This window comes from Siminovitchia thermophila, assembly GCF_016909185.1.
In the GTDB taxonomy this organism is placed as follows: Bacteria; Bacillota; Bacilli; order Bacillales; family Bacillaceae_C; genus Siminovitchia; species Siminovitchia thermophila.
The window spans coordinates 69545-86324 of record NZ_JAFBFH010000003.1 but is presented as its reverse complement, the minus strand read 5'-3'; the positions used below and the strand labels follow the sequence as shown (position 1 = coordinate 86324).

Genomic DNA, 16780 nt, shown 5'->3' with positions numbered 1-16780 from the left:
GCGCTTTTAGTGCGGGTCTTTTTCGAATACAATAGGAATAGGACTATGAAGTTTGGAGGGATTAGGATGGAACGGGAAGTAAGTATATTAGTTGTTGATGATGAAGATCGGATTAGAAGGCTGCTGAAAATGTATCTAGAGCGCGAAAATTATGTGATCGAAGAGGCAGCCGATGGTGAAGAAGCGCTGGAAAAGGCGCTTAGCAAGGATTACGATTGCATTCTACTCGATTTAATGATGCCGAAAAAAGATGGCATTGAAGTATGTAAAGAATTGCGGGAAGAAAAGGCAACACCAGTCATCATGCTTACGGCGAAAGGAGAAGAAGCAAATAGGGTCCAGGGATTTGAAGTGGGAGCAGACGATTATATTGTCAAGCCTTTCAGTCCAAGGGAAGTGGTCCTGCGTGTCAAAGCTGTATTAAGAAGATCTTCGCAAACAAGCTATTTGCACACCGATCCGACTGCGCGGGATATTATTGTTTACCCACATTTATCTATTGACCATGATGCCCACCGGGTGACAGCTGATGGAAAAGAAGTGAATTTGACTCCCAAGGAGTATGAGCTTCTTCACTTCCTGGCCAAATCTCCGGATAAAGTGTTTGATCGAGAGCATTTGCTGAAAGAAGTTTGGCAATATGAGTTTTTTGGCGATTTAAGAACTGTTGATACCCATATCAAAAGGTTGCGGGAAAAATTAAACCGCGTATCCGAAAAAGCAGCAGGAATGATTGTAACTGTTTGGGGAGTAGGATACAAATTTGAGGCAGGCAATGAATGAGGCTTTGGCATAGCGTTGTTGGCAAGCTTTGGATGACCATCCTGCTGCTGGTTTCCTTTGTGTTGATTATTTTGACGATATTGCTGATCCAATTTTTTGAAAAATATTATGTGAATGAAATTGAACAAGATTTATCGGACACCGCCAAGAAGATGTCGAGTATTATCGAATCCCATCGTGATGACGGTCTCGGTGAAGAAATTGTGTTCGAGATTGTCGATGATCCCGTGGGTGTGGCCATTGCCTACAACAAGGACGAGTTTTTATACTCACCAAACATTGGGAAAGACAATAAAATACCGCCGAGCGTCTTTTTAAACGATGCAGATCTAAAAAAAGTTTTTACCAACAAAGCGGTCATTGAAAAGGAAATATCCTTGTCGGAGATGGAAGAAACTGGCGGACGATTTAAAAACTATATCATTGCCGGGGTGCCTTTCAGTCTGAATGAAGGTGAAAGTGGAGCCATTTTTATCTATCAGTCTCTCGGTGTGTTAAAGGAAACGACAAAACAAACAGCAAATTTGATTTTGCTTGCGGCCGGAATCGCGATCGTGTTGACGACTGTATTTGCTTTCTTCTTATCAACACGCATTACTGCACCTCTCAGAAAAATGAGAGAGGCTGCCTTTGAGCTTTCAAAAGGATACTTTGATACACGTGTTCCCTTTTTGACTCATGATGAAATCGGAGAACTGGCCAATGCTTTTAATCAGATGGGGAAACGGCTGAAGTTTAATATGAACGTACTTCGCCAGGAGAAAGAACAGCTTACGAGCATATTAAGCAGTATGGCGGACGGCGTTATGACATTCAGCCGCGACGGTACGATTTTAATTACAAATCCTCCGGCAGAGCGATTTCTGCATCTATGGCCTTACGATGAAATGGATTCGGAACACCCTATGCCTTCTGAATTGGCTGCTTTGCTTGAGAAAGCGATTGCCGATGAGGCGGAGCAAACCGGGGAACTTTCTATTCAGGGGAGATATTATGTCGTGATTGTAAGTCCGCTCTATACCCATGACCAGAAAAACGTCCGGGGCGCGGTAGCCGTTATCAGGGACATGACAGAAGAGCGGCGCCTTGACAAGTTACGCATTGATTTCGTGGCCAATGTTTCCCATGAACTCCGGACGCCGATCGCCATGCTCCAAGGATACAGTGAAGCCATTATTGATGATATTGCTGGATCAGAAGAAGAAAAGCGGGAAATTATTAAAATCATCTATGACGAATCGCTCAGAATCGGCAGGCTTGTTAATGAATTGCTCGATTTAGCCAGAATGGAAGCGGGCCATACAGCGCTTCATTATGAAAAAGTGGATGTAGGCAAATTTGTGCAAAGAATCACATCCAAATTTCAGGCCATTGCGCGGGAGAACAACATTGAACTCAAAAGCAGTGTAGAAGATAACGTATATTTTTCACTTGATTCTGATCGTATTGAACAAGTGTTGACCAATCTGATTGATAATGCCATTAGGCATACGCATGAAGGGGGGAATATACAGGTCAGCCAGACAACTGTCGACAATGGTATTATGATCACAGTGGAGGATGATGGAACCGGTATTCCCGAAGAGGACCTGCCTTTTGTGTTTGAAAGATTTTATAAGGCAGATAAAGCAAGGACAAGAGGAAAGTCCGGAACTGGCCTGGGGCTTGCCATTGCCAAAAATATCATCGACGCCCATAATGGCATGATGACGGTGGCCAGCAAGCTTGATGAAGGGACAACCTTTACGATTTTCCTGCCGACTGCTAAATAACAGATAGTGTTGAAGCTTGGCGTTAATTCTTGTTTCATGGGTAACATGATTGGTCATCGATCTAAATATTTCACTTCACATAAATCATTTTTTATTGTATAATGACACCTAACAACAATATATGATTCATCTTCGGGGCGTGGTGAAATTCCCGACCGGCGGTGATGAAGCCTTAGAGCTTCTAAGCCCGCGAGCCTCTTTAGGGGCAGGATTTGGTGTGAATCCAAAGCCGACAGTACAGTCTGGATGGGAGAAGATGAAGGTTGCCGTACTTTCAAAATTGCAAAATTTGGACGTTTATTGCGCATGCCGATCATTCTCCCTCAAAGTCGATTCTTTGGGGGTTTTTATTTGGCGATGATGCCGGCAAACCTTTCTTCGAAATGAGATGAATCTCAAAGGAGAGAGGATCTTGAGAAAATTGAATACGAAATCATTTGTAGCTATTGGAATGCTGAGCAGCCTATCATTCATTTTAATGCTCATCAAATTTCCAATTCCGCCGTTTCCGGCATATTTGACGGTAGATTTCAGCGATATTCCCGCGTTAATCGCCGGGTTGATGTTTGGCCCGTTGGCGGCAGTTTTGGTCGAGTTGATCAAAAACATCATTGATTATCTCATGATCGGCAGTGAAGCAGGTATTCCTGTTGGAAATTTTGCCAACTTTATTGCGGGAATCGTTTTTGTTCTTCCGACTTACTATGTTTTTAAACGACTTAATAAAAAATGGGGCCTTGCTGTTTCACTTATTGTCGGAACGTTATTCATGTCGCTTTTTATGAGTTTTTTAAATTATGTCGCGATACTCCCTGCCTACATCATTTTGTTGGGATGGGACCCGATGTCCACCTCTGCGCTAAGGCAATTGGTCGTGGCAGCGATCTTGCCGTTTAATATCATCAAAGGACTGATTGTAACAGTTATTTTCTTATTGATTTATGCGCGTATGAAAAATTGGATCGAAAAGCAGGCCGTTTACAAAAATGCATAAACCAAAAAGCGCCGTTTTCGGCGCTTTTCTACTTGTTGAGCGAATCTGCAAGCTTTTGTTCGTTATGATTCTCCGCATTGACCAAGTAGGCTCTCAGCCTCTCGGCGATTTGCAGGAACGCAAGCTTATTCAAACTTTAAGGCATCTCCATCAAACGGTTCATCGGCAACTTTGATTGAATCGGTTGGGCAACCTTCAAACGCGTCCATCATGTCATCCTCCAATATATCAGGCACTTCCTCTGTACCTTGATTATGATCAAGGACGACGTAAGCAAGTCCATCATCATCATAGTCATATATGTCAGGTGCAGCGGCTCCGCATGCTCCACACGCTATGCAAGTATCCTGGTCAACAATCGTAAACTTTGCCACACAAAAAACCTCCATATGATTCAGAATATGTGAATCATAATATTTTCATTACTGAATATATATTAATGCTCCTCCTTAGACATTTCAACAATATAAACCGGGAAGTAAAAAATATTTTCATGAATCTTTTTTATTGTTGACGAAGGAGGGGGAACATAGTCGAAAAATTGAATTCATGATAAAATATAGTTGCAATGGGAATGTTATAAAGTTCATCATTGTGAAATATAAAAATGATTTAAAAGAGTGGACTTCATGAAAATAAAAAAACAGGCTGATCTCATCAGCAAAATGACCAGGAAAGAACTTTTGCTAGACTTATACATCACACAGCTGATTATATTGTTGATGGCCGTCATCTCTGGATCGTTTTTAGTGGAGAGCTTTTGGGATCCGGACCTTTTTTTTCGGTTTGAAGCAAAATGGATTGTGCTTGGTGCGGTCAATGGGGTAGCCGTTGTCCTCATTGATATCCTGCTCATGAATTTTTTACCTGACAAGTATTATGATGACGGCGGTATCAATACAAAACTATTTTCCGGCATGTCTTACTGGAATATAGCTGTTGTTGCAGGCGTTGTCGCTGTTTCAGAGGAATTATTGTTTAGGGGAATTCTTCAAACCAAGTTTGGCCTTATCATCGCCAGCATTATATTTGCTTTGATACATATACGTTATTGGACACATTGGTATCTAATCGTCAATGTCCTTGTATTGAGTTTTTGGATCGGGATTGTATATGAATGGTCCGGAAATCAATTGTTCGCTGTCATGGCGATGCACTTTACAATCGATTTTTTGCTGGGAATATATATAAAAAAGAAGTTTGATCAACAACATAAGAAGGGGTTAAATGATGGGTATGAATAAAAAGGGAAATGAATCGGGTGCAAAAATAGAAAGTCTGCCTTCAAGGACGGAATACCACAGATCAAGACATAAAAAAAAGCGTAAGGTGAAAATATCCGTTCCGCTTATCCTGGTGATGGTGCTGTTGTTGCTTCCGGTTGCGATATTGGCAATCATTAACGGCAGCGACAAGTCAAATGCCGATCGTGTAAACTCCAGTTCCGGGGAAGAAGTCCTTTTTGAGACTGATGAAGCGAAATCCTCAAAAGATACTGAAAAAGAGGTAAGTGAAAAAGAACAGAAACAAGAGGCAGAAAAAGAGAATACTGCGCAGCAAAAGGAAGAATCAACTGAGGTCAAAGAACAGGAGCCTCCGCCAAAACAAGAGGTGAAAAAAGAGGTACCGGTTAAAGAGGAACCTAAAAAGGAAGAGCCGATAAAGCAGACACCCAAAAAGGAAACGACACCTAGCAACAATGAACAAGCTCAGCAGGGGCAGGATGGTGTCATTTATCATCAAGTACAACCTGGAGAAACCTTGTTTAGAATAGCGATGAATTATTATAAATCCCAGCAAGGTGTTGACAAAATCAAACAGGCAAACGGATTATCCAGCAATGAAATCAGTGTCGGCCAAACGTTAAAAATTCCTAAGCCATAAAGATTTATCATAGATGCCCAAGTTGAATCATAGATTGAGGAAGAAGTCTATGAGGAGGCAGGGAACAATGACTATGGAAATGATTTTTCAAAAACTGGATGATCAAACAGACCAAGCGACGAAAAAAATGATTCAGAACTTAATTGAAAGAAAGCTCAAGTTTGACCGCTACAAAAACATTCATTTTTTTCTTTTAACGATTGCTTGTTTGTATTGTCTTGCGATAGGTTATGTTTGCTACGAGTATTTCATTATCCCTCATGACCTATCGGCGATAGAAGCGGTTTCGGCCATTATGGGGACAGCCTATTTTGCTTACCTATTCATCATTGGAGCATTATTGTTCGGTTCCGTCAAAATTTTTTATGAGAGAAAAGAGAAGGCTGAAAAGGAATATCAAGAATTGCGTTGTGAAATTATTGATAAAAGCAAGGATTTATGGCACGAAGACAGCTGGGGCGATCGCTATCAGGTTTTTGAACAAATCAAACGCCAATATGATATCAACTTGTTTCATGAAAGTAAGTAATTTCGAAACGATCTGCCGTTTAATTCGAAAATTGAATCGTATGTTTTTACACAAGCATGGGGTTTCCAGTCGAATGATCGACTAGAAACCCCTCTTCTTTTGAAAAAACAGGCAAACTTTCCGAATAAGTCACGTTCAATCTTTGTACACTAATACATATTCCAGCATTGGGAGGATGAACGGTGTCCGAAAATTGTTTTTATTATACGAAGCATATGAAGGAAAATGAATGGCATTTCGTCACTTTCCAAGTAAGTGACATGGACAGGGAAGAAGTACTTTGTGATGAATGTTATGATGATTGGCTTCAAGGCATGAAAGGATAATTTGTAGAACAGGCAAACACCCCGATATTTTCGGAAAATATCGGGGTGTTTGGTAAAAGCTTAAAAGAATTTCTTCTTGCCCCTTTCTTCTTTTAGTATTTCCACTGCCTCGCGGAAGCGTTGTGAATGAACAATTTCCCTCTCCCTTAAAAAGCGCAGGCCGTCATTTAAATCAGGATCATCACTCATGTTAATAATCCATTGGTAAGTGGCTCGCGCTTTTTCTTCCGCCGCGATATCTTCATACAGGTCGGCAATGGGATCACCTTTTGCCTGGATATATGTGGCCGTCCAAGGATTACCAGCGGCATTGTGATAAAACAGTGCCTTGTCATGATCCGCATAATGGGCTCCCAGCCCGGCCGCTTTCATTTGTTCGGGTGTAGCGTCTTTTGTCAGTTTATACACCATCGTGGCAATCATTTCCAGGTGGGCAAACTCTTCCGTTCCAATGTCCGTCAAGAGCCCAATGACAGAATCGGGGATCGAGTATCGCTGATTCAAGTAACGAAGGGCAGCGGCCAGCTCTCCATCGGCTCCACCATATTGTTCAATTAAAAATTTCGCAAGCATCGGATTGCATGTGCTTACTCTTACAGGATATTGCAGCTTTTTTTCATAAACCCACATGAGTGGAAGAACCTCCTTGTCATTATTTAGTCATCCTGGAATTGCAAGCAGTTATACTTGCCATGGCCATGGAGCCTCTTTCCAATCCCATGGGTGCCTTGAGTAAGTGGAACCGTGCGATAAGGCGCCAAATTGTTTTTCAAACTTTTTCACAGCGGTCTTTCTTAATTTTATATACTCATTATATTGGCGAATCGCGTCCATGTCGTTTGGGTGTGTATCTAGGTAAAGTGTCAGTTCCACAAGAACGAAGTCGATCGTTTGTATTTCTTCCAATTGGCTGTAATATTCAGGAGGCATCTGTTTCATGGGTCAGTCCTCCCTCGCCCTTTCATAGGGGCTATAATACGGATCGTAAAAAACTTTCCACAATGTTCCTGCTTTGAGCGCCTCCCTGGGAGGGAATTGAGGTAAATTAGGTGGTTGAAATCCCAAATATAAATTTGGAGGGGTGGAATAAGATTTTACTGTTATGGGCGGGCACGGATCAAAAGGACTGACGTATGGTTTATACGTCTTGTAAAGCGTGTACATTGGCTTCCTCCTTTTCCTATGGTCATTCCATTGTATTGTAGTTGTTCCGATAACATTCTTTAAAACAATAAAATTTTCTTATTTAAAGCATATTTTACTCTTCGTATGGTAAGATGTTACCCATATGATAAGGTGAAACTTCAATCAGCGGGGTTTTCATCCGCTGATTGTTAGTAGAACCAATCGGGCATATACAGGCAGTTGTCCCACCACTAGCCAATCACGTTTTATCTTGATTTCTTAAAGCGGTGGGCTTACTGCCAGTTAATGCGGGGTAAGGTGAAACTTCAATCAGCGGGGTTAGGGATGCGGGGCGTACAGGCGCTGTACTTGTTGAGGCGTTCTGAGCCCGCGAACTTCTATCCGTTTGAATAAATAGGGTGATCGCATGTTTTTGGTGATGTTGTTAATCTTTTTGTTAGCCGTGTTTTTGCTGTTATTTATGGTAAAAGAGGCTTTTCGCAATGAAGTGAAAGAAGAGGTGCTCGCATTTCCCGACTTTCCAACACAATGGGGAGAATTAACGATTTTCTTCATTTCCGACATTCATAAAAGGCTCATTCATGAGAGCATCATTCAACAAATAAAAGGCAAAGCCGAGATTGTCATCATCGGCGGGGATTTGACGGAAAGAGGCGTCCCTTTGGCAAGAACGCGGAAAAATATTGAAATGCTGCAACAGGTGGCACCAGTCTTTTTCATTTGGGGTAATAATGATTATGAGGTTGATACTAAAAAGCTGAATGAATTGTTTGATGAATGTGGCGTCACTGTTTTAAAAAATGAAACGGCTTTTCTTCAAAAGGGAGAAAGTTCAATCGCATTGATCGGCCTTGATGATTATGAACCGTCCGAACCTTTATCAAGGGCTATTTCACATTCCTTGGACGATCGTCATTTTAAAATCTTGCTATCCCATAGACCTTCCATCCTCAAGCATATCAGGCCGTCCGATCATATTTCTCTTATTTTGAGTGGGCATACACATGGCGGCCAAATTCGAATTTTTGGATTCGGGCCTTACCAACGAGGAAGAACGTTTCATTGCCCCAGCGCTACGGTACTGATCAGTAACGGGTATGGAACAACACTATTGCCATTAAGGCTCGGCGCCCCGGCAGAAACCCATCTGATTACGATCAAAAATAAGGAAAATGACTAATCGTCATGAAGCGTGCTTTTTCGACAATTCGTCAATGAAAATGGTAGTCTGCAATGATTTATACTATTTCTCGTGAGGAAGCCCGCTTGCCAATACTCCTGTAAATTGGGTGTACGTGTCCGTTTTTCCACAACCTAGACCGCATCGCTTTGTTGGCGGAGGGATGAAGCGGATACGGCGATCTTGGGGGTTGCATATCATGGCGGGCGAGGTGACCTCATGAAGCAGGGACATCAGTTATAAACGAACTGGTATTAGTACGAATCGTGAAAATAAAAACCGCATGAAATCAAGGTTTTCCCATTTGATTTCATGCGGCCTATTCATTTTTACAGGTTTTTCCCCAGCGTCATTCTACTGGCAACTTGTTACCTGCTCCTCTTATAGTCTTCATTGGCGACCTGCCAAAATATGTAGGAATCGATTCGCTAAAATGTTTGATTATCGTGAGTTTTAGACCAGTGTACCGTCCTTCATGCGGATGATTCTGTCGCCATATTGTGCTGCTTCATTCGAGTGTGTGACTTGAATAATGGTAACCCCTTTTTCCTTATTGATCCGATAGAAAAGCTCCATAATGTTCGTTCCCGTCTTGCTATCTAAATTGCCAATCGGTTCATCCGCCAGGATGAGCTTCGGATTGATGATCAAGGATCGAGCAATGGCCACCCGCTGCTGTTGTCCTCCAGACAACTCCCTTGGGGTGAATTTCTTTCTATCTGCTAATCCAACAATTTCTAATGTTTCATCCAGCTGGCGCTGATAGTTAGCTGCTTTTTTTCCATCCATGATTAAAGGTAGCATGATATTTTCCTCAACGGTTAGATTGTGCACTAAATTATAAAACTGAAATACAAATCCGATAAAGCTTCGACGTATCGAACTTTTCTTTTGATCGCTTAGTTGATGAAGGTCTTGTTGTTCGATCAGGACTCTGCCCGATGTTGGTTCGTCAATGCCGCCAAGTAAGTAGAGCAATGTACTTTTTCCGCAACCGGAAGGCCCCATGATCGAGACGAATTCTCCCTTTGCAATAGAAAGGTCAATATTTTTTAAAATGGGCACGTCTTCCTGGCCCACCTTGTAAATCTTACAAAGATTTTCCGTTTCAACAATATGTTCCAACATAAGCACTTCCTCTCATCCGGCTCTCTATTCATACCGCAGTTCCTTCATCATATTTAATTTAAAGACTTGTCGGGCAACCGGTATTGTGGAAAGAATGAGTAAAATAAATACGAACGCACATAAAATTCCAAATAATTCAAAGGTAAACTGATATTCGATCCGTAATCCAATCGCATATAACAATTTTGTCATCAATTTATTTAATGCAAGCCCCCCTAAAAGACTAATCATGACCACAGCAATAAAAGTGATAAACATCTCCCAAAATAACATGCGTATGATTTGCATTCTGCTCATACAGACGGAATAAAGCACGGCGTATTGTTTTTTTCTCTGGGAAAACGAAACCAGCAAATTATTAGAAATGCCTAGTAGTCCGACCACCAGTCCCATAGCAATAATGACTTTGATTCCATTTATCAAAGTGTCAATCGTCGCCTTTTGCGAAGCGATCATTTCGTCAAACGTCATAACCGTTATTGGAGTATCCATAAATTGATCAGCAATCGCTTCCTTCACATCTTCAGCTTTATCTTCATCTTTGATTTTCACGGACAATTGATTGAAGAAACCGTCAAAGTGCTGAGCGAAATATTCTTGATGAATGAGAACGGTGTTTCTGTTTTGGGAAAAGGCTGAACTTTCCATCGCACCAGAAATTACGACTTCAATGAAACCGTCCGCCAACGGTTGAAAGTTGTCATCCAAAGGCTGCAAAAGAATTGTTTCACCGATTTTAAGGTCGTATTTATCGAGTTGATATTCATCTATAATAATGCCATTCCGAACTTCTTTCATTTTTGTTTCGGCGTCACCGAGCAACGTAATTCCCGAATAAAATGTATCAAATTCTCTAATATCATCTACCCCATGGACTGAAAAGGTCTCGCGGTTCCCATTCACCTGATACTCTGCCAGACTGACGTGATCATAATATGTGCGCGACACTTCGTCCATGGCCTTTACATTCTCTATCAGACCAGGTTCTAATTCACCACCTTCTGATCCTCTCACGGTCACGTCGAAGTCTTTTTTAAATGAATTTGTTAAAAATTGGTCTATCCCGGAACTGACCATCCCCACCATTAGCAATAGTAAGAGAACCACGATGATCATACTGGAATTATTAGAGACGATCTTGTTATTTGCAATATTTTTTGTTGAAAGGATGAGATTTCCACTTCTCGTCTGTTTTACAAAAAGATGAAATAAGTTGGATAGTCCATTTAACATACGCGGAGTTAATAAGACAATTGAAATAAATAAACATAAAACCGAAAAGATGGCCATGAGCAAGTGATCGGTATTATTTAGATAATATAAAATAAAGGCGGCCCCTAAAAAACTGATTCCAATCATTGTCGTGATTCTGGAATGCTGTTGTGATACGTGCTGTGTATTGAGGATTAAGTCTTTGAGCGGTGTCGAATTGGCCTTATGAATACGTAAAAAATTAATGCCTACCGGAAAAAGCAGCCCAAACAAGTATGCAATAGTCAACTGACTCAATGGGAGGTCTGTCACCAGTTTAACGTCATACTCTTTATATTCGTTGAAAATAGATGCCGTATAAGGGAGTATGATATAGGCGAACACGACTCCCAGTGTGGAGCCAAGCAAGCCATATACGAAAAATTCCAATAAAATAACGCGATTCATCATCCGCTTACTAAATCCGATACTGCGGAACGTACCTATGACGGGCATGCGTTCGGCAAGAATGAGTTTAGATAACGTTGAAATGACATAGGCACTGATGAGGACGATGATGATAATGGCTAACATCATCGTGATTTGAAACGTTTCTTCATCGCGAACGAGTGTATCGGCCGCGTTTGTTTGTTGAACGGTAAAATGAACGTTTTGATCCGCCAGCGTATTTATTGCTTTATCCAGTTCGTCCTTCGGGACTTGAATCAATGTTTGATTCACCGCTTTATCCATGCCATAAATACGATTCAGTTCGTCTAGCGATGTAACAAGAAGTATCTGCCCTGTCTCTGAGTAAAATATGCCATTCGTTTCACTTATCGCTCCAATGGTAAATGTTTCGTTACCCAGACTGTGCTCAATTTCAATGGCGTCCCCAAGGTTCAAACCATAATCGGATGCCGTTTTTTGACTGATCATAATCATCGTTTCATCCGAACCGTATCCATCCAGTTGACGAAGGGGGGAAACCAACTCGGCATCTTTTGCTTGCTCAACATTCATGCCACATAGTGAAACTCGAACATCTTTGTCAGCGGATTTCCATTTTCCATTCATGTAAAGTTGATCAATCCGCTGACCTATAGAAACGGAATCAAGCATAATATCAGACGGGGCATAAAACGGAGCATCACCATTTTTTTTCAAGACAATGTTTGTGTTTCCATACACGCCTTGCAACATTTTAGAGTACGTTTCGTTAATGACAGAATTCAAACTAAGCCCTGCAAATAAAACCGCCGTTGAGAGAAAAATGCTCAATAGTAAAATCAATGTTCTGAATTTTTTCTCTCTTATATTTCTTACCACATGTTTTAATATAATACTCAATTTATGACCTCCATTGGAAGTTTATCTTGCGTATTTTTATCATGTTGAGTGTAACAAAGTATGTTTTTTAATTCAATATATAAAAATAAAAGAAAAATAAAAATATAAAAATAGTTCCTAAGTCTCTTGTCTTATTAAAATAGTTGGACTATTCTATCGGTGAGATATGTACATGTACATAACGTCTTTGAAAAGGAGGGTTGAGAAATGAAAGTAACAAAAAAAGGTGAAGTAATTCGTGAGAAGTCATGCTTCTGTGTCGCTTGCACATGATTTGAAAACTCAAATAGTACCTATGGTGGTTTTCCTCCATAGGTACTATTCATGTTGTTTAAAGGGGGCATGAAGGTTTGAAAACATATGGTATAAAAGAATCACTTGAAATCTATGTAGAAGGTGAGGAATTTATACATTTTTTGTTTGTACATAATCAAAAACAACTTATCTATGATTATGATCCTGGTTTTTTGTCCTTGTTAAAAGTCATGGAAGAAAAAAGAAGCCTGAAAGAAATTATCTATGAAGTTAAACTAGTGAATCCAGAAATAACGGAAAACGATATAACTAATGCAATTAAACTTCTTCTAGAGGACGGAATTGTCTTTGAAGTATCCGGAAAATTAACACAAATAGACTCGTATAACAGAAATCAAAGACAAATTGATTTTTTCAACGAATACGATTCGTCACGGGGTGGAGAGATCATTCAGAAGGAATTATCTAGTAAAAAAGCCGTCATTATTGGACTTGGTGGAATTGGCAGTTGGGTCATTACCACACTTGCAATGGCTGGTATCAATCACTTTGTTATTTTAGACGGGGATATTGTCGAAGAAAGCAATTTAACAAGGCAAAATTTGTATACATATAATGATATTGGAAGAAAAAAAGTGGATGTTGTCAAACATAAAATTCGAATGTTGAACCAAGAGGCACAAGTAGATACATTTGATATATTTTGTCATCAAGACACCGACATACATAGTGTCGTAAATGGTAGTGACATTGTCATCAGTTGTATTGATGAACCAAGCGTAACCGAAACTGGGAAGTGGGTATCACGGGCTGCACAAGATTTAAAGATTCCACACATTGTTTCTGGTGGTTATTTGGGGCACTTGGGTTTTATTGGACCGACTATCATTCCGGGGGAAACAATTTGTTGGGAGTGTATTGTGGAAAGCTTAGAGAGTGATTATAAGGATTGGAAATTGATTAAATCCTCCAGACGAGTTGGTTCAATTGGCTCTCTCTCCTCAATTGTGGCAAATCTACATGCGTGGGAAGCTATTCGAGTCCTGACAAACATTAGCGAACCGATCATGAAAAACAAAAGAGGAGAATTTGATTTCATTAAATTGAATATTAAGCTCTTTGATATAGAAAGAAATAAAAACTGTGGGATTTGCTCTCATGCACAAAAACTAAAAAAGGTGAGATGATGATGGATAAGAAAGCCCAAAATCTAGTAGAAGGATTCTTTAACCCGATGGATTTACTCGACAAAAATGAATTATTTAAGCGCTTGAGAAATATGGAACCAGGAAACTTGTTTGACGTCATGGAAAGTATCCGAAGAGACGAGATAAAAAAATTAAGAGAGACGGGATTTTGGGAGTCCAACTTACAGCACATTCATCAGAATCTTAAACATTTCGACATGGAGAATGTGTTCCCAAAGGATCAGTTGGTTGAGTTCATCCAATACTTGATGTCTACAAGTTCCCTATGGCCTGCTTATTTTATGATCATGTCCCACGATGACCGGTTTATTTCAGAACATGTAACAATTAGGAATATTGAGTATTTAGATCAGGCTCTAATAGATGGGAATGGCGCTATTTTAGGCCAACTGCACTGGGGCCCTTTCCAGTTGTTATTTCCATTATTGGTAAAACTAGGTTACCCTATTTTCCAGTTATTTGGGGAAAAAGATGCTGAAATATGGGCAGTAGATATGATAAAAGCATATTTTCCCGAAAACTTATGGTCTAATTTTAAAACAGCAACCGTTCCGGAAAGCGGATTTTTAGTGAAGGCATTAAAAGCATTAAAACGGAATTCTTTTGTCGCTTTACCGCTTGAAGTGAATGGTTCAGATATTTTACCTAGGCAAACTCTTCAGTTCTTGGGTAACGAAATCTATGCGCCAGATGGATCGGCTTCCATTGCGGCAATCACGAAATCACCTATTATATTAGTAAGAGTTGAAGCCGTGCGTGATCAAGTGGAAATCATATTCGACGAACCTATTTATATTCATCATAAAAAAGATGTTGCTGAGGTGAACAAGCGGATTTTCAATAAAATGGAATACCATATAAAAGAGAATCCTCTACAGTGGAGAGGGTGGGCATTCTTAGAGGAAATGGTTGTGCAGAAAGAAATGAGTAAATAAAAGTTCATTTATGGTTCTGTTTATTTTAGCAGATTGACTCCCGGCGCAACCTGTACAACCAACCGTAACGAATCCATCTCACCGACCATCTTCCCCTTTATTGGGGTAGCTTTACCGAGTACTCTCGGAGGTTTGCGATTTCTTATATGAACGATGAAGATGTAAATGGATTCTTGATTCGTCTCTTGCGTAACTTAAACATAAAGGAGAGGATGAAGTAAGTGGGACTGGTGGTGGAGGTTAACAATATTACAAAAGCATATAAGAAACGAAAATCAAAAGAGCAGGTTCAAGCAGTAAATGGAATATCTTTCTCGGTTAAAGCGGGAGAAGTTCTTGGACTTTTAGGGCCAAACGGGGCCGGAAAAACTACAACGATCAAAATGATGTGTGGTCTCTTAATACCGGATGCGGGCACCGTTTTTATCAAAGGCATCGATAACAAAAAACACCGATTAAAAGCTCTAAGTCATATTAGCGCTGTTTTAGAAGGCAATCGAAACTTGTACTGGCGTTTAACTGTTAGGGAAAACATGGAATATTTTGCTGGTAACAGAGGAGTGTCGCAAAAGAAGATTACTTCGCGAGTGGATGATTTGTTGCGGAAATTTCGTCTTGAGGAAAAAGAAAACGAACTCGTTAATCGCTTATCTCGAGGAATGCAACAAAAGCTGGCGATTGCAGTAGCGATGCTTGCTGACAGTGATGTTATTTTATTGGATGAGCCTACTCTTGGTTTAGATGTAGGAACAAGGCATGAGGTTCGGGAACTATTAAGAAGTATTGCCCAGGTTGACAATCGCACAATTATTATTAGCACTCACGACATGGAAGTCGTTCAGGATTTATGTGAGCGAGTCATCATCATTAGTGACGGAGAAATCGTAGCTGATGATCAGGTTAGTAATTTGCTGCGCTTGTTTGACGCCCGTGCTTATTCCATTTCGTTGGAAGGACATTTAAATGAGCACCAATTGAGCAAATTAAAGAATAAATTTCCAATGTTCAATTATTTGCCGGCTTCTCACCATTCGGTATTAGAGATTAGCTTCTCTGTTAGTGAACAGATTTATGAACTGTTTGATATGTTGAGACATGAAGGAGTTGTGATTGAATCCATTGATCGCGGGATGCTCCATTTTGAACAAGTCTTTATTAAGCTGATAAAAGGGGAAAAAACACATGAAACGCTGGCTCAATCTATTTAAAGCAAATTTAATAAAAGAATATCTCGAATTAAAACGTTATTTGCCCAATACGATTGCGTTAGCGTTTACCTTCTACATCGTCTTTTTAGGAATGTTTCTGGGCATTCAGTTTTTTGGTGAAGCAACGATACAAGAGATTACGACACAACACGTGATCGTCAACTATGTTATTTGGTTTCTAGGAATCATGGTTATGCAAAATATTGGTTATGAAATCACGAACGAGGCGATGCGCGGGACGTTGGAACAGCTCGCCATGTCCCCTATGGGAATGTGGCGAATCATGGTTACCCGCTTAGTATCCCTGTCAATACTCTACTTTGTCATTATCTCTGGATTGCTCTTTCTTTCAATGGCGACCGCAAGACAATGGTTAAACTTGGATGTAATAACCATCCTGCCGATCTTATTTCTTACATTGCTAAGCATGTTTGGGGTCGGGTTCATGATTGCCGGTCTTTCTGTTATTGTGAAACAGATCCATGCCTTCCTGCAAATTTTTCAATTTATTTTGATGGGTTTGACCTTTGTTCCCTTATCGGTCGCTCCTTATCTCAAATTTGCTCCCTTCGTAAAAGGGGTTGATCTTATCCGGCATGTAATGATTTATAATGCTGGTTTGTTTGATTTTACTTGGGGTGACTATCTGTTTTTAGGGATTAACACAATTGTATATTTTGGTCTGGGTCTTTTTGTTTTTCTTGGTTGTGAACGTTTCGCGATGAAAAAGGGCTTACTGGCTCATTATTAAAAAGCTCCAGCCTATGCTAATGAGAACAAAACTTGCAAAAGCAGGAAGGATTGAAAAATCGTCCTTGCTTGAGATTTGGCTGGCGAAACCAATTCTCAAGCAAAAGAGGACGATAGCCATGAGTATAAATCGATTATCAC

18 protein-coding genes and 1 riboswitch are annotated in these 16780 nt (G+C 40.3%); of the genes, 12 read left to right on the top strand and 6 right to left on the bottom strand.

The annotated features are described in order from the left end of the window. The first annotated feature begins 66 nt into the window (after nucleotides 1-66). The 3 genes from JOC94_RS03040 (at nucleotide 67) to JOC94_RS03030 (ending at nucleotide 3549) form a co-directional block, all read left to right on the top strand. A complete protein-coding gene (locus tag JOC94_RS03040) occupies nucleotides 67-783 on the top strand; it encodes a response regulator transcription factor (RefSeq protein ID WP_077113277.1) in 717 nt (238 codons plus the stop codon). Continuing rightward, nucleotides 780-2555, top strand: coding sequence for an ATP-binding protein (locus JOC94_RS03035; RefSeq protein ID WP_205178593.1), 1776 nt, complete (start codon nucleotides 780-782; stop codon nucleotides 2553-2555). Before JOC94_RS03040 ends, JOC94_RS03035 begins: the two co-directional genes overlap by 4 nt. Nucleotides 2556-2679: 124 nt before the next feature. Then, a riboswitch (FMN riboswitch) is annotated at nucleotides 2680-2817 on the top strand. Nucleotides 2818-2967: 150 nt separating this feature from the next. Further along, nucleotides 2968-3549 carry an ECF transporter S component gene (locus tag JOC94_RS03030; RefSeq protein WP_328799766.1) on the top strand — a complete coding sequence of 194 codons (582 nt, stop codon included), beginning with the start codon at nucleotides 2968-2970 and terminating at the stop codon, nucleotides 3547-3549. Nucleotides 3550-3674: 125 nt separating this feature from the next. Here the strand turns inward: JOC94_RS03030 and JOC94_RS03025 are convergent, their stop codons facing one another. Then, nucleotides 3675-3923: a ferredoxin gene (locus tag JOC94_RS03025; protein WP_077113280.1), complete on the bottom strand. Its 249-nt coding sequence runs from the start codon at nucleotides 3921-3923 to the stop codon at nucleotides 3675-3677. A gap of 255 nt (nucleotides 3924-4178) precedes the next feature. On the opposite strand from JOC94_RS03025, the gene JOC94_RS03020 reads away from it, so the two are divergent. From JOC94_RS03020 to JOC94_RS03005, 4 genes are all read left to right on the top strand, one after another. Then, on the top strand, nucleotides 4179-4793 hold the full coding sequence (locus tag JOC94_RS03020; protein ID WP_077113281.1) for a CPBP family intramembrane glutamic endopeptidase: 615 nt from the start codon (nucleotides 4179-4181) through the stop codon (nucleotides 4791-4793). Further along, complete coding sequence (locus JOC94_RS03015) at nucleotides 4777-5433, top strand: LysM peptidoglycan-binding domain-containing protein (protein ID WP_205178575.1); 657 nt, start codon at nucleotides 4777-4779, stop codon at nucleotides 5431-5433. Before JOC94_RS03020 ends, JOC94_RS03015 begins: the two co-directional genes overlap by 17 nt. 67 nt (nucleotides 5434-5500) lie before the next feature. Then, nucleotides 5501-5962, top strand: coding sequence for a DUF2663 family protein (locus JOC94_RS03010; RefSeq protein ID WP_236016955.1), 462 nt, complete (start codon nucleotides 5501-5503; stop codon nucleotides 5960-5962). A gap of 182 nt (nucleotides 5963-6144) precedes the next feature. Continuing rightward, entirely contained in the window at nucleotides 6145-6288 is a 144-nt protein-coding gene (locus tag JOC94_RS03005) for a hypothetical protein (RefSeq protein ID WP_205178701.1), read from the top strand. Between the two features lie 60 nt (nucleotides 6289-6348). Here the strand turns inward: JOC94_RS03005 and JOC94_RS03000 are convergent, their stop codons facing one another. From JOC94_RS03000 to JOC94_RS02990, 3 genes are read right to left on the bottom strand one after another with little or no spacing between them, the layout of a single operon-like run. After that, a complete protein-coding gene (locus tag JOC94_RS03000; RefSeq protein ID WP_077113283.1) occupies nucleotides 6349-6918 on the bottom strand; it encodes a manganese catalase family protein in 570 nt (189 codons plus the stop codon). Between the two features lie 51 nt (nucleotides 6919-6969). Further along, on the bottom strand, nucleotides 6970-7227 hold the full coding sequence (locus tag JOC94_RS02995) for a spore coat protein CotJB (protein WP_205178566.1): 258 nt from the start codon (nucleotides 7225-7227) through the stop codon (nucleotides 6970-6972). Nucleotides 7228-7230: 3 nt separating this feature from the next. After that, nucleotides 7231-7452 (bottom strand): spore coat associated protein CotJA, encoded by a 222-nt coding sequence (locus JOC94_RS02990; RefSeq protein WP_205178564.1) that lies wholly within the window; start codon nucleotides 7450-7452, stop codon nucleotides 7231-7233. Between the two features lie 388 nt (nucleotides 7453-7840). On the opposite strand from JOC94_RS02990, the gene JOC94_RS02985 reads away from it, so the two are divergent. After that, the gene (locus JOC94_RS02985; protein WP_205178562.1) at nucleotides 7841-8614 is read left to right on the top strand and encodes a metallophosphoesterase; all 774 of its coding nucleotides are present in this window, start codon (nucleotides 7841-7843) and stop codon (nucleotides 8612-8614) included. Between the two features lie 453 nt (nucleotides 8615-9067). Here JOC94_RS02985 and JOC94_RS02980 read toward each other — a convergent pair whose 3' ends face one another. Both JOC94_RS02980 and JOC94_RS02975 read right to left on the bottom strand, forming a co-directional pair. Continuing rightward, nucleotides 9068-9742: an ABC transporter ATP-binding protein gene (locus tag JOC94_RS02980; protein ID WP_077113287.1), complete on the bottom strand. Its 675-nt coding sequence runs from the start codon at nucleotides 9740-9742 to the stop codon at nucleotides 9068-9070. Nucleotides 9743-9766: 24 nt separating this feature from the next. Further along, on the bottom strand, nucleotides 9767-12283 hold the full coding sequence (locus JOC94_RS02975) for an ABC transporter permease (protein WP_205178560.1): 2517 nt from the start codon (nucleotides 12281-12283) through the stop codon (nucleotides 9767-9769). A gap of 350 nt (nucleotides 12284-12633) precedes the next feature. Here JOC94_RS02975 and JOC94_RS02970 point away from each other — a divergent pair, with 350 nt between their 5' ends. The 4 genes from JOC94_RS02970 to JOC94_RS02955 all read left to right on the top strand — a co-directional run bounded on the left by JOC94_RS02970 (nucleotide 12634) and on the right by JOC94_RS02955 (nucleotide 16640). After that, a complete protein-coding gene (locus tag JOC94_RS02970) occupies nucleotides 12634-13725 on the top strand; it encodes a HesA/MoeB/ThiF family protein (protein ID WP_205178558.1) in 1092 nt (363 codons plus the stop codon). A 2-nt stretch (nucleotides 13726-13727) separates the two neighbouring features. After that, entirely contained in the window at nucleotides 13728-14681 is a 954-nt protein-coding gene (locus JOC94_RS02965; protein WP_205178556.1) for an LpxL/LpxP family acyltransferase, read from the top strand. A gap of 221 nt (nucleotides 14682-14902) precedes the next feature. Then, the gene (locus tag JOC94_RS02960; protein ID WP_077113291.1) at nucleotides 14903-15889 is read left to right on the top strand and encodes an ABC transporter ATP-binding protein; all 987 of its coding nucleotides are present in this window, start codon (nucleotides 14903-14905) and stop codon (nucleotides 15887-15889) included. Next, the gene (locus tag JOC94_RS02955) at nucleotides 15864-16640 is read left to right on the top strand and encodes an ABC transporter (RefSeq protein ID WP_077113292.1); all 777 of its coding nucleotides are present in this window, start codon (nucleotides 15864-15866) and stop codon (nucleotides 16638-16640) included. Before JOC94_RS02960 ends, JOC94_RS02955 begins: the two co-directional genes overlap by 26 nt. The last annotated feature ends 140 nt before the right edge of the window (nucleotides 16641-16780 follow it).

What these genes read in the sequence shown, in the direction of transcription:
- JOC94_RS03035 (WP_205178593.1), top strand. Translation starts at nt 780, where the DNA reads ATGAGGCTTTGGCATAGCGTTGTTGGCAAGCTTTGGATGACCATCCTG.
- JOC94_RS02980 (WP_077113287.1), bottom strand. Translation starts at nt 9,742, where the DNA reads ATGTTGGAACATATTGTTGAAACGGAAAATCTTTGTAAGATTTACAAG.
- JOC94_RS03015 (WP_205178575.1), top strand. Translation starts at nt 4,777, where the DNA reads ATGATGGGTATGAATAAAAAGGGAAATGAATCGGGTGCAAAAATAGAA.
- JOC94_RS02995 (WP_205178566.1), bottom strand. Translation starts at nt 7,227, where the DNA reads ATGAAACAGATGCCTCCTGAATATTACAGCCAATTGGAAGAAATACAA.
- JOC94_RS02965 (WP_205178556.1), top strand. Translation starts at nt 13,728, where the DNA reads ATGGATAAGAAAGCCCAAAATCTAGTAGAAGGATTCTTTAACCCGATG.
- JOC94_RS02985 (WP_205178562.1), top strand. Translation starts at nt 7,841, where the DNA reads ATGTTTTTGGTGATGTTGTTAATCTTTTTGTTAGCCGTGTTTTTGCTG.
- JOC94_RS02990 (WP_205178564.1), bottom strand. Translation starts at nt 7,452, where the DNA reads ATGTACACGCTTTACAAGACGTATAAACCATACGTCAGTCCTTTTGAT.
- JOC94_RS03020 (WP_077113281.1), top strand. Translation starts at nt 4,179, where the DNA reads ATGAAAATAAAAAAACAGGCTGATCTCATCAGCAAAATGACCAGGAAA.
- JOC94_RS03010 (WP_236016955.1), top strand. Translation starts at nt 5,501, where the DNA reads ATGACTATGGAAATGATTTTTCAAAAACTGGATGATCAAACAGACCAA.
- JOC94_RS03000 (WP_077113283.1), bottom strand. Translation starts at nt 6,918, where the DNA reads ATGTGGGTTTATGAAAAAAAGCTGCAATATCCTGTAAGAGTAAGCACA.
- JOC94_RS02955 (WP_077113292.1), top strand. Translation starts at nt 15,864, where the DNA reads ATGAAACGCTGGCTCAATCTATTTAAAGCAAATTTAATAAAAGAATAT.
- JOC94_RS03040 (WP_077113277.1), top strand. Translation starts at nt 67, where the DNA reads ATGGAACGGGAAGTAAGTATATTAGTTGTTGATGATGAAGATCGGATT.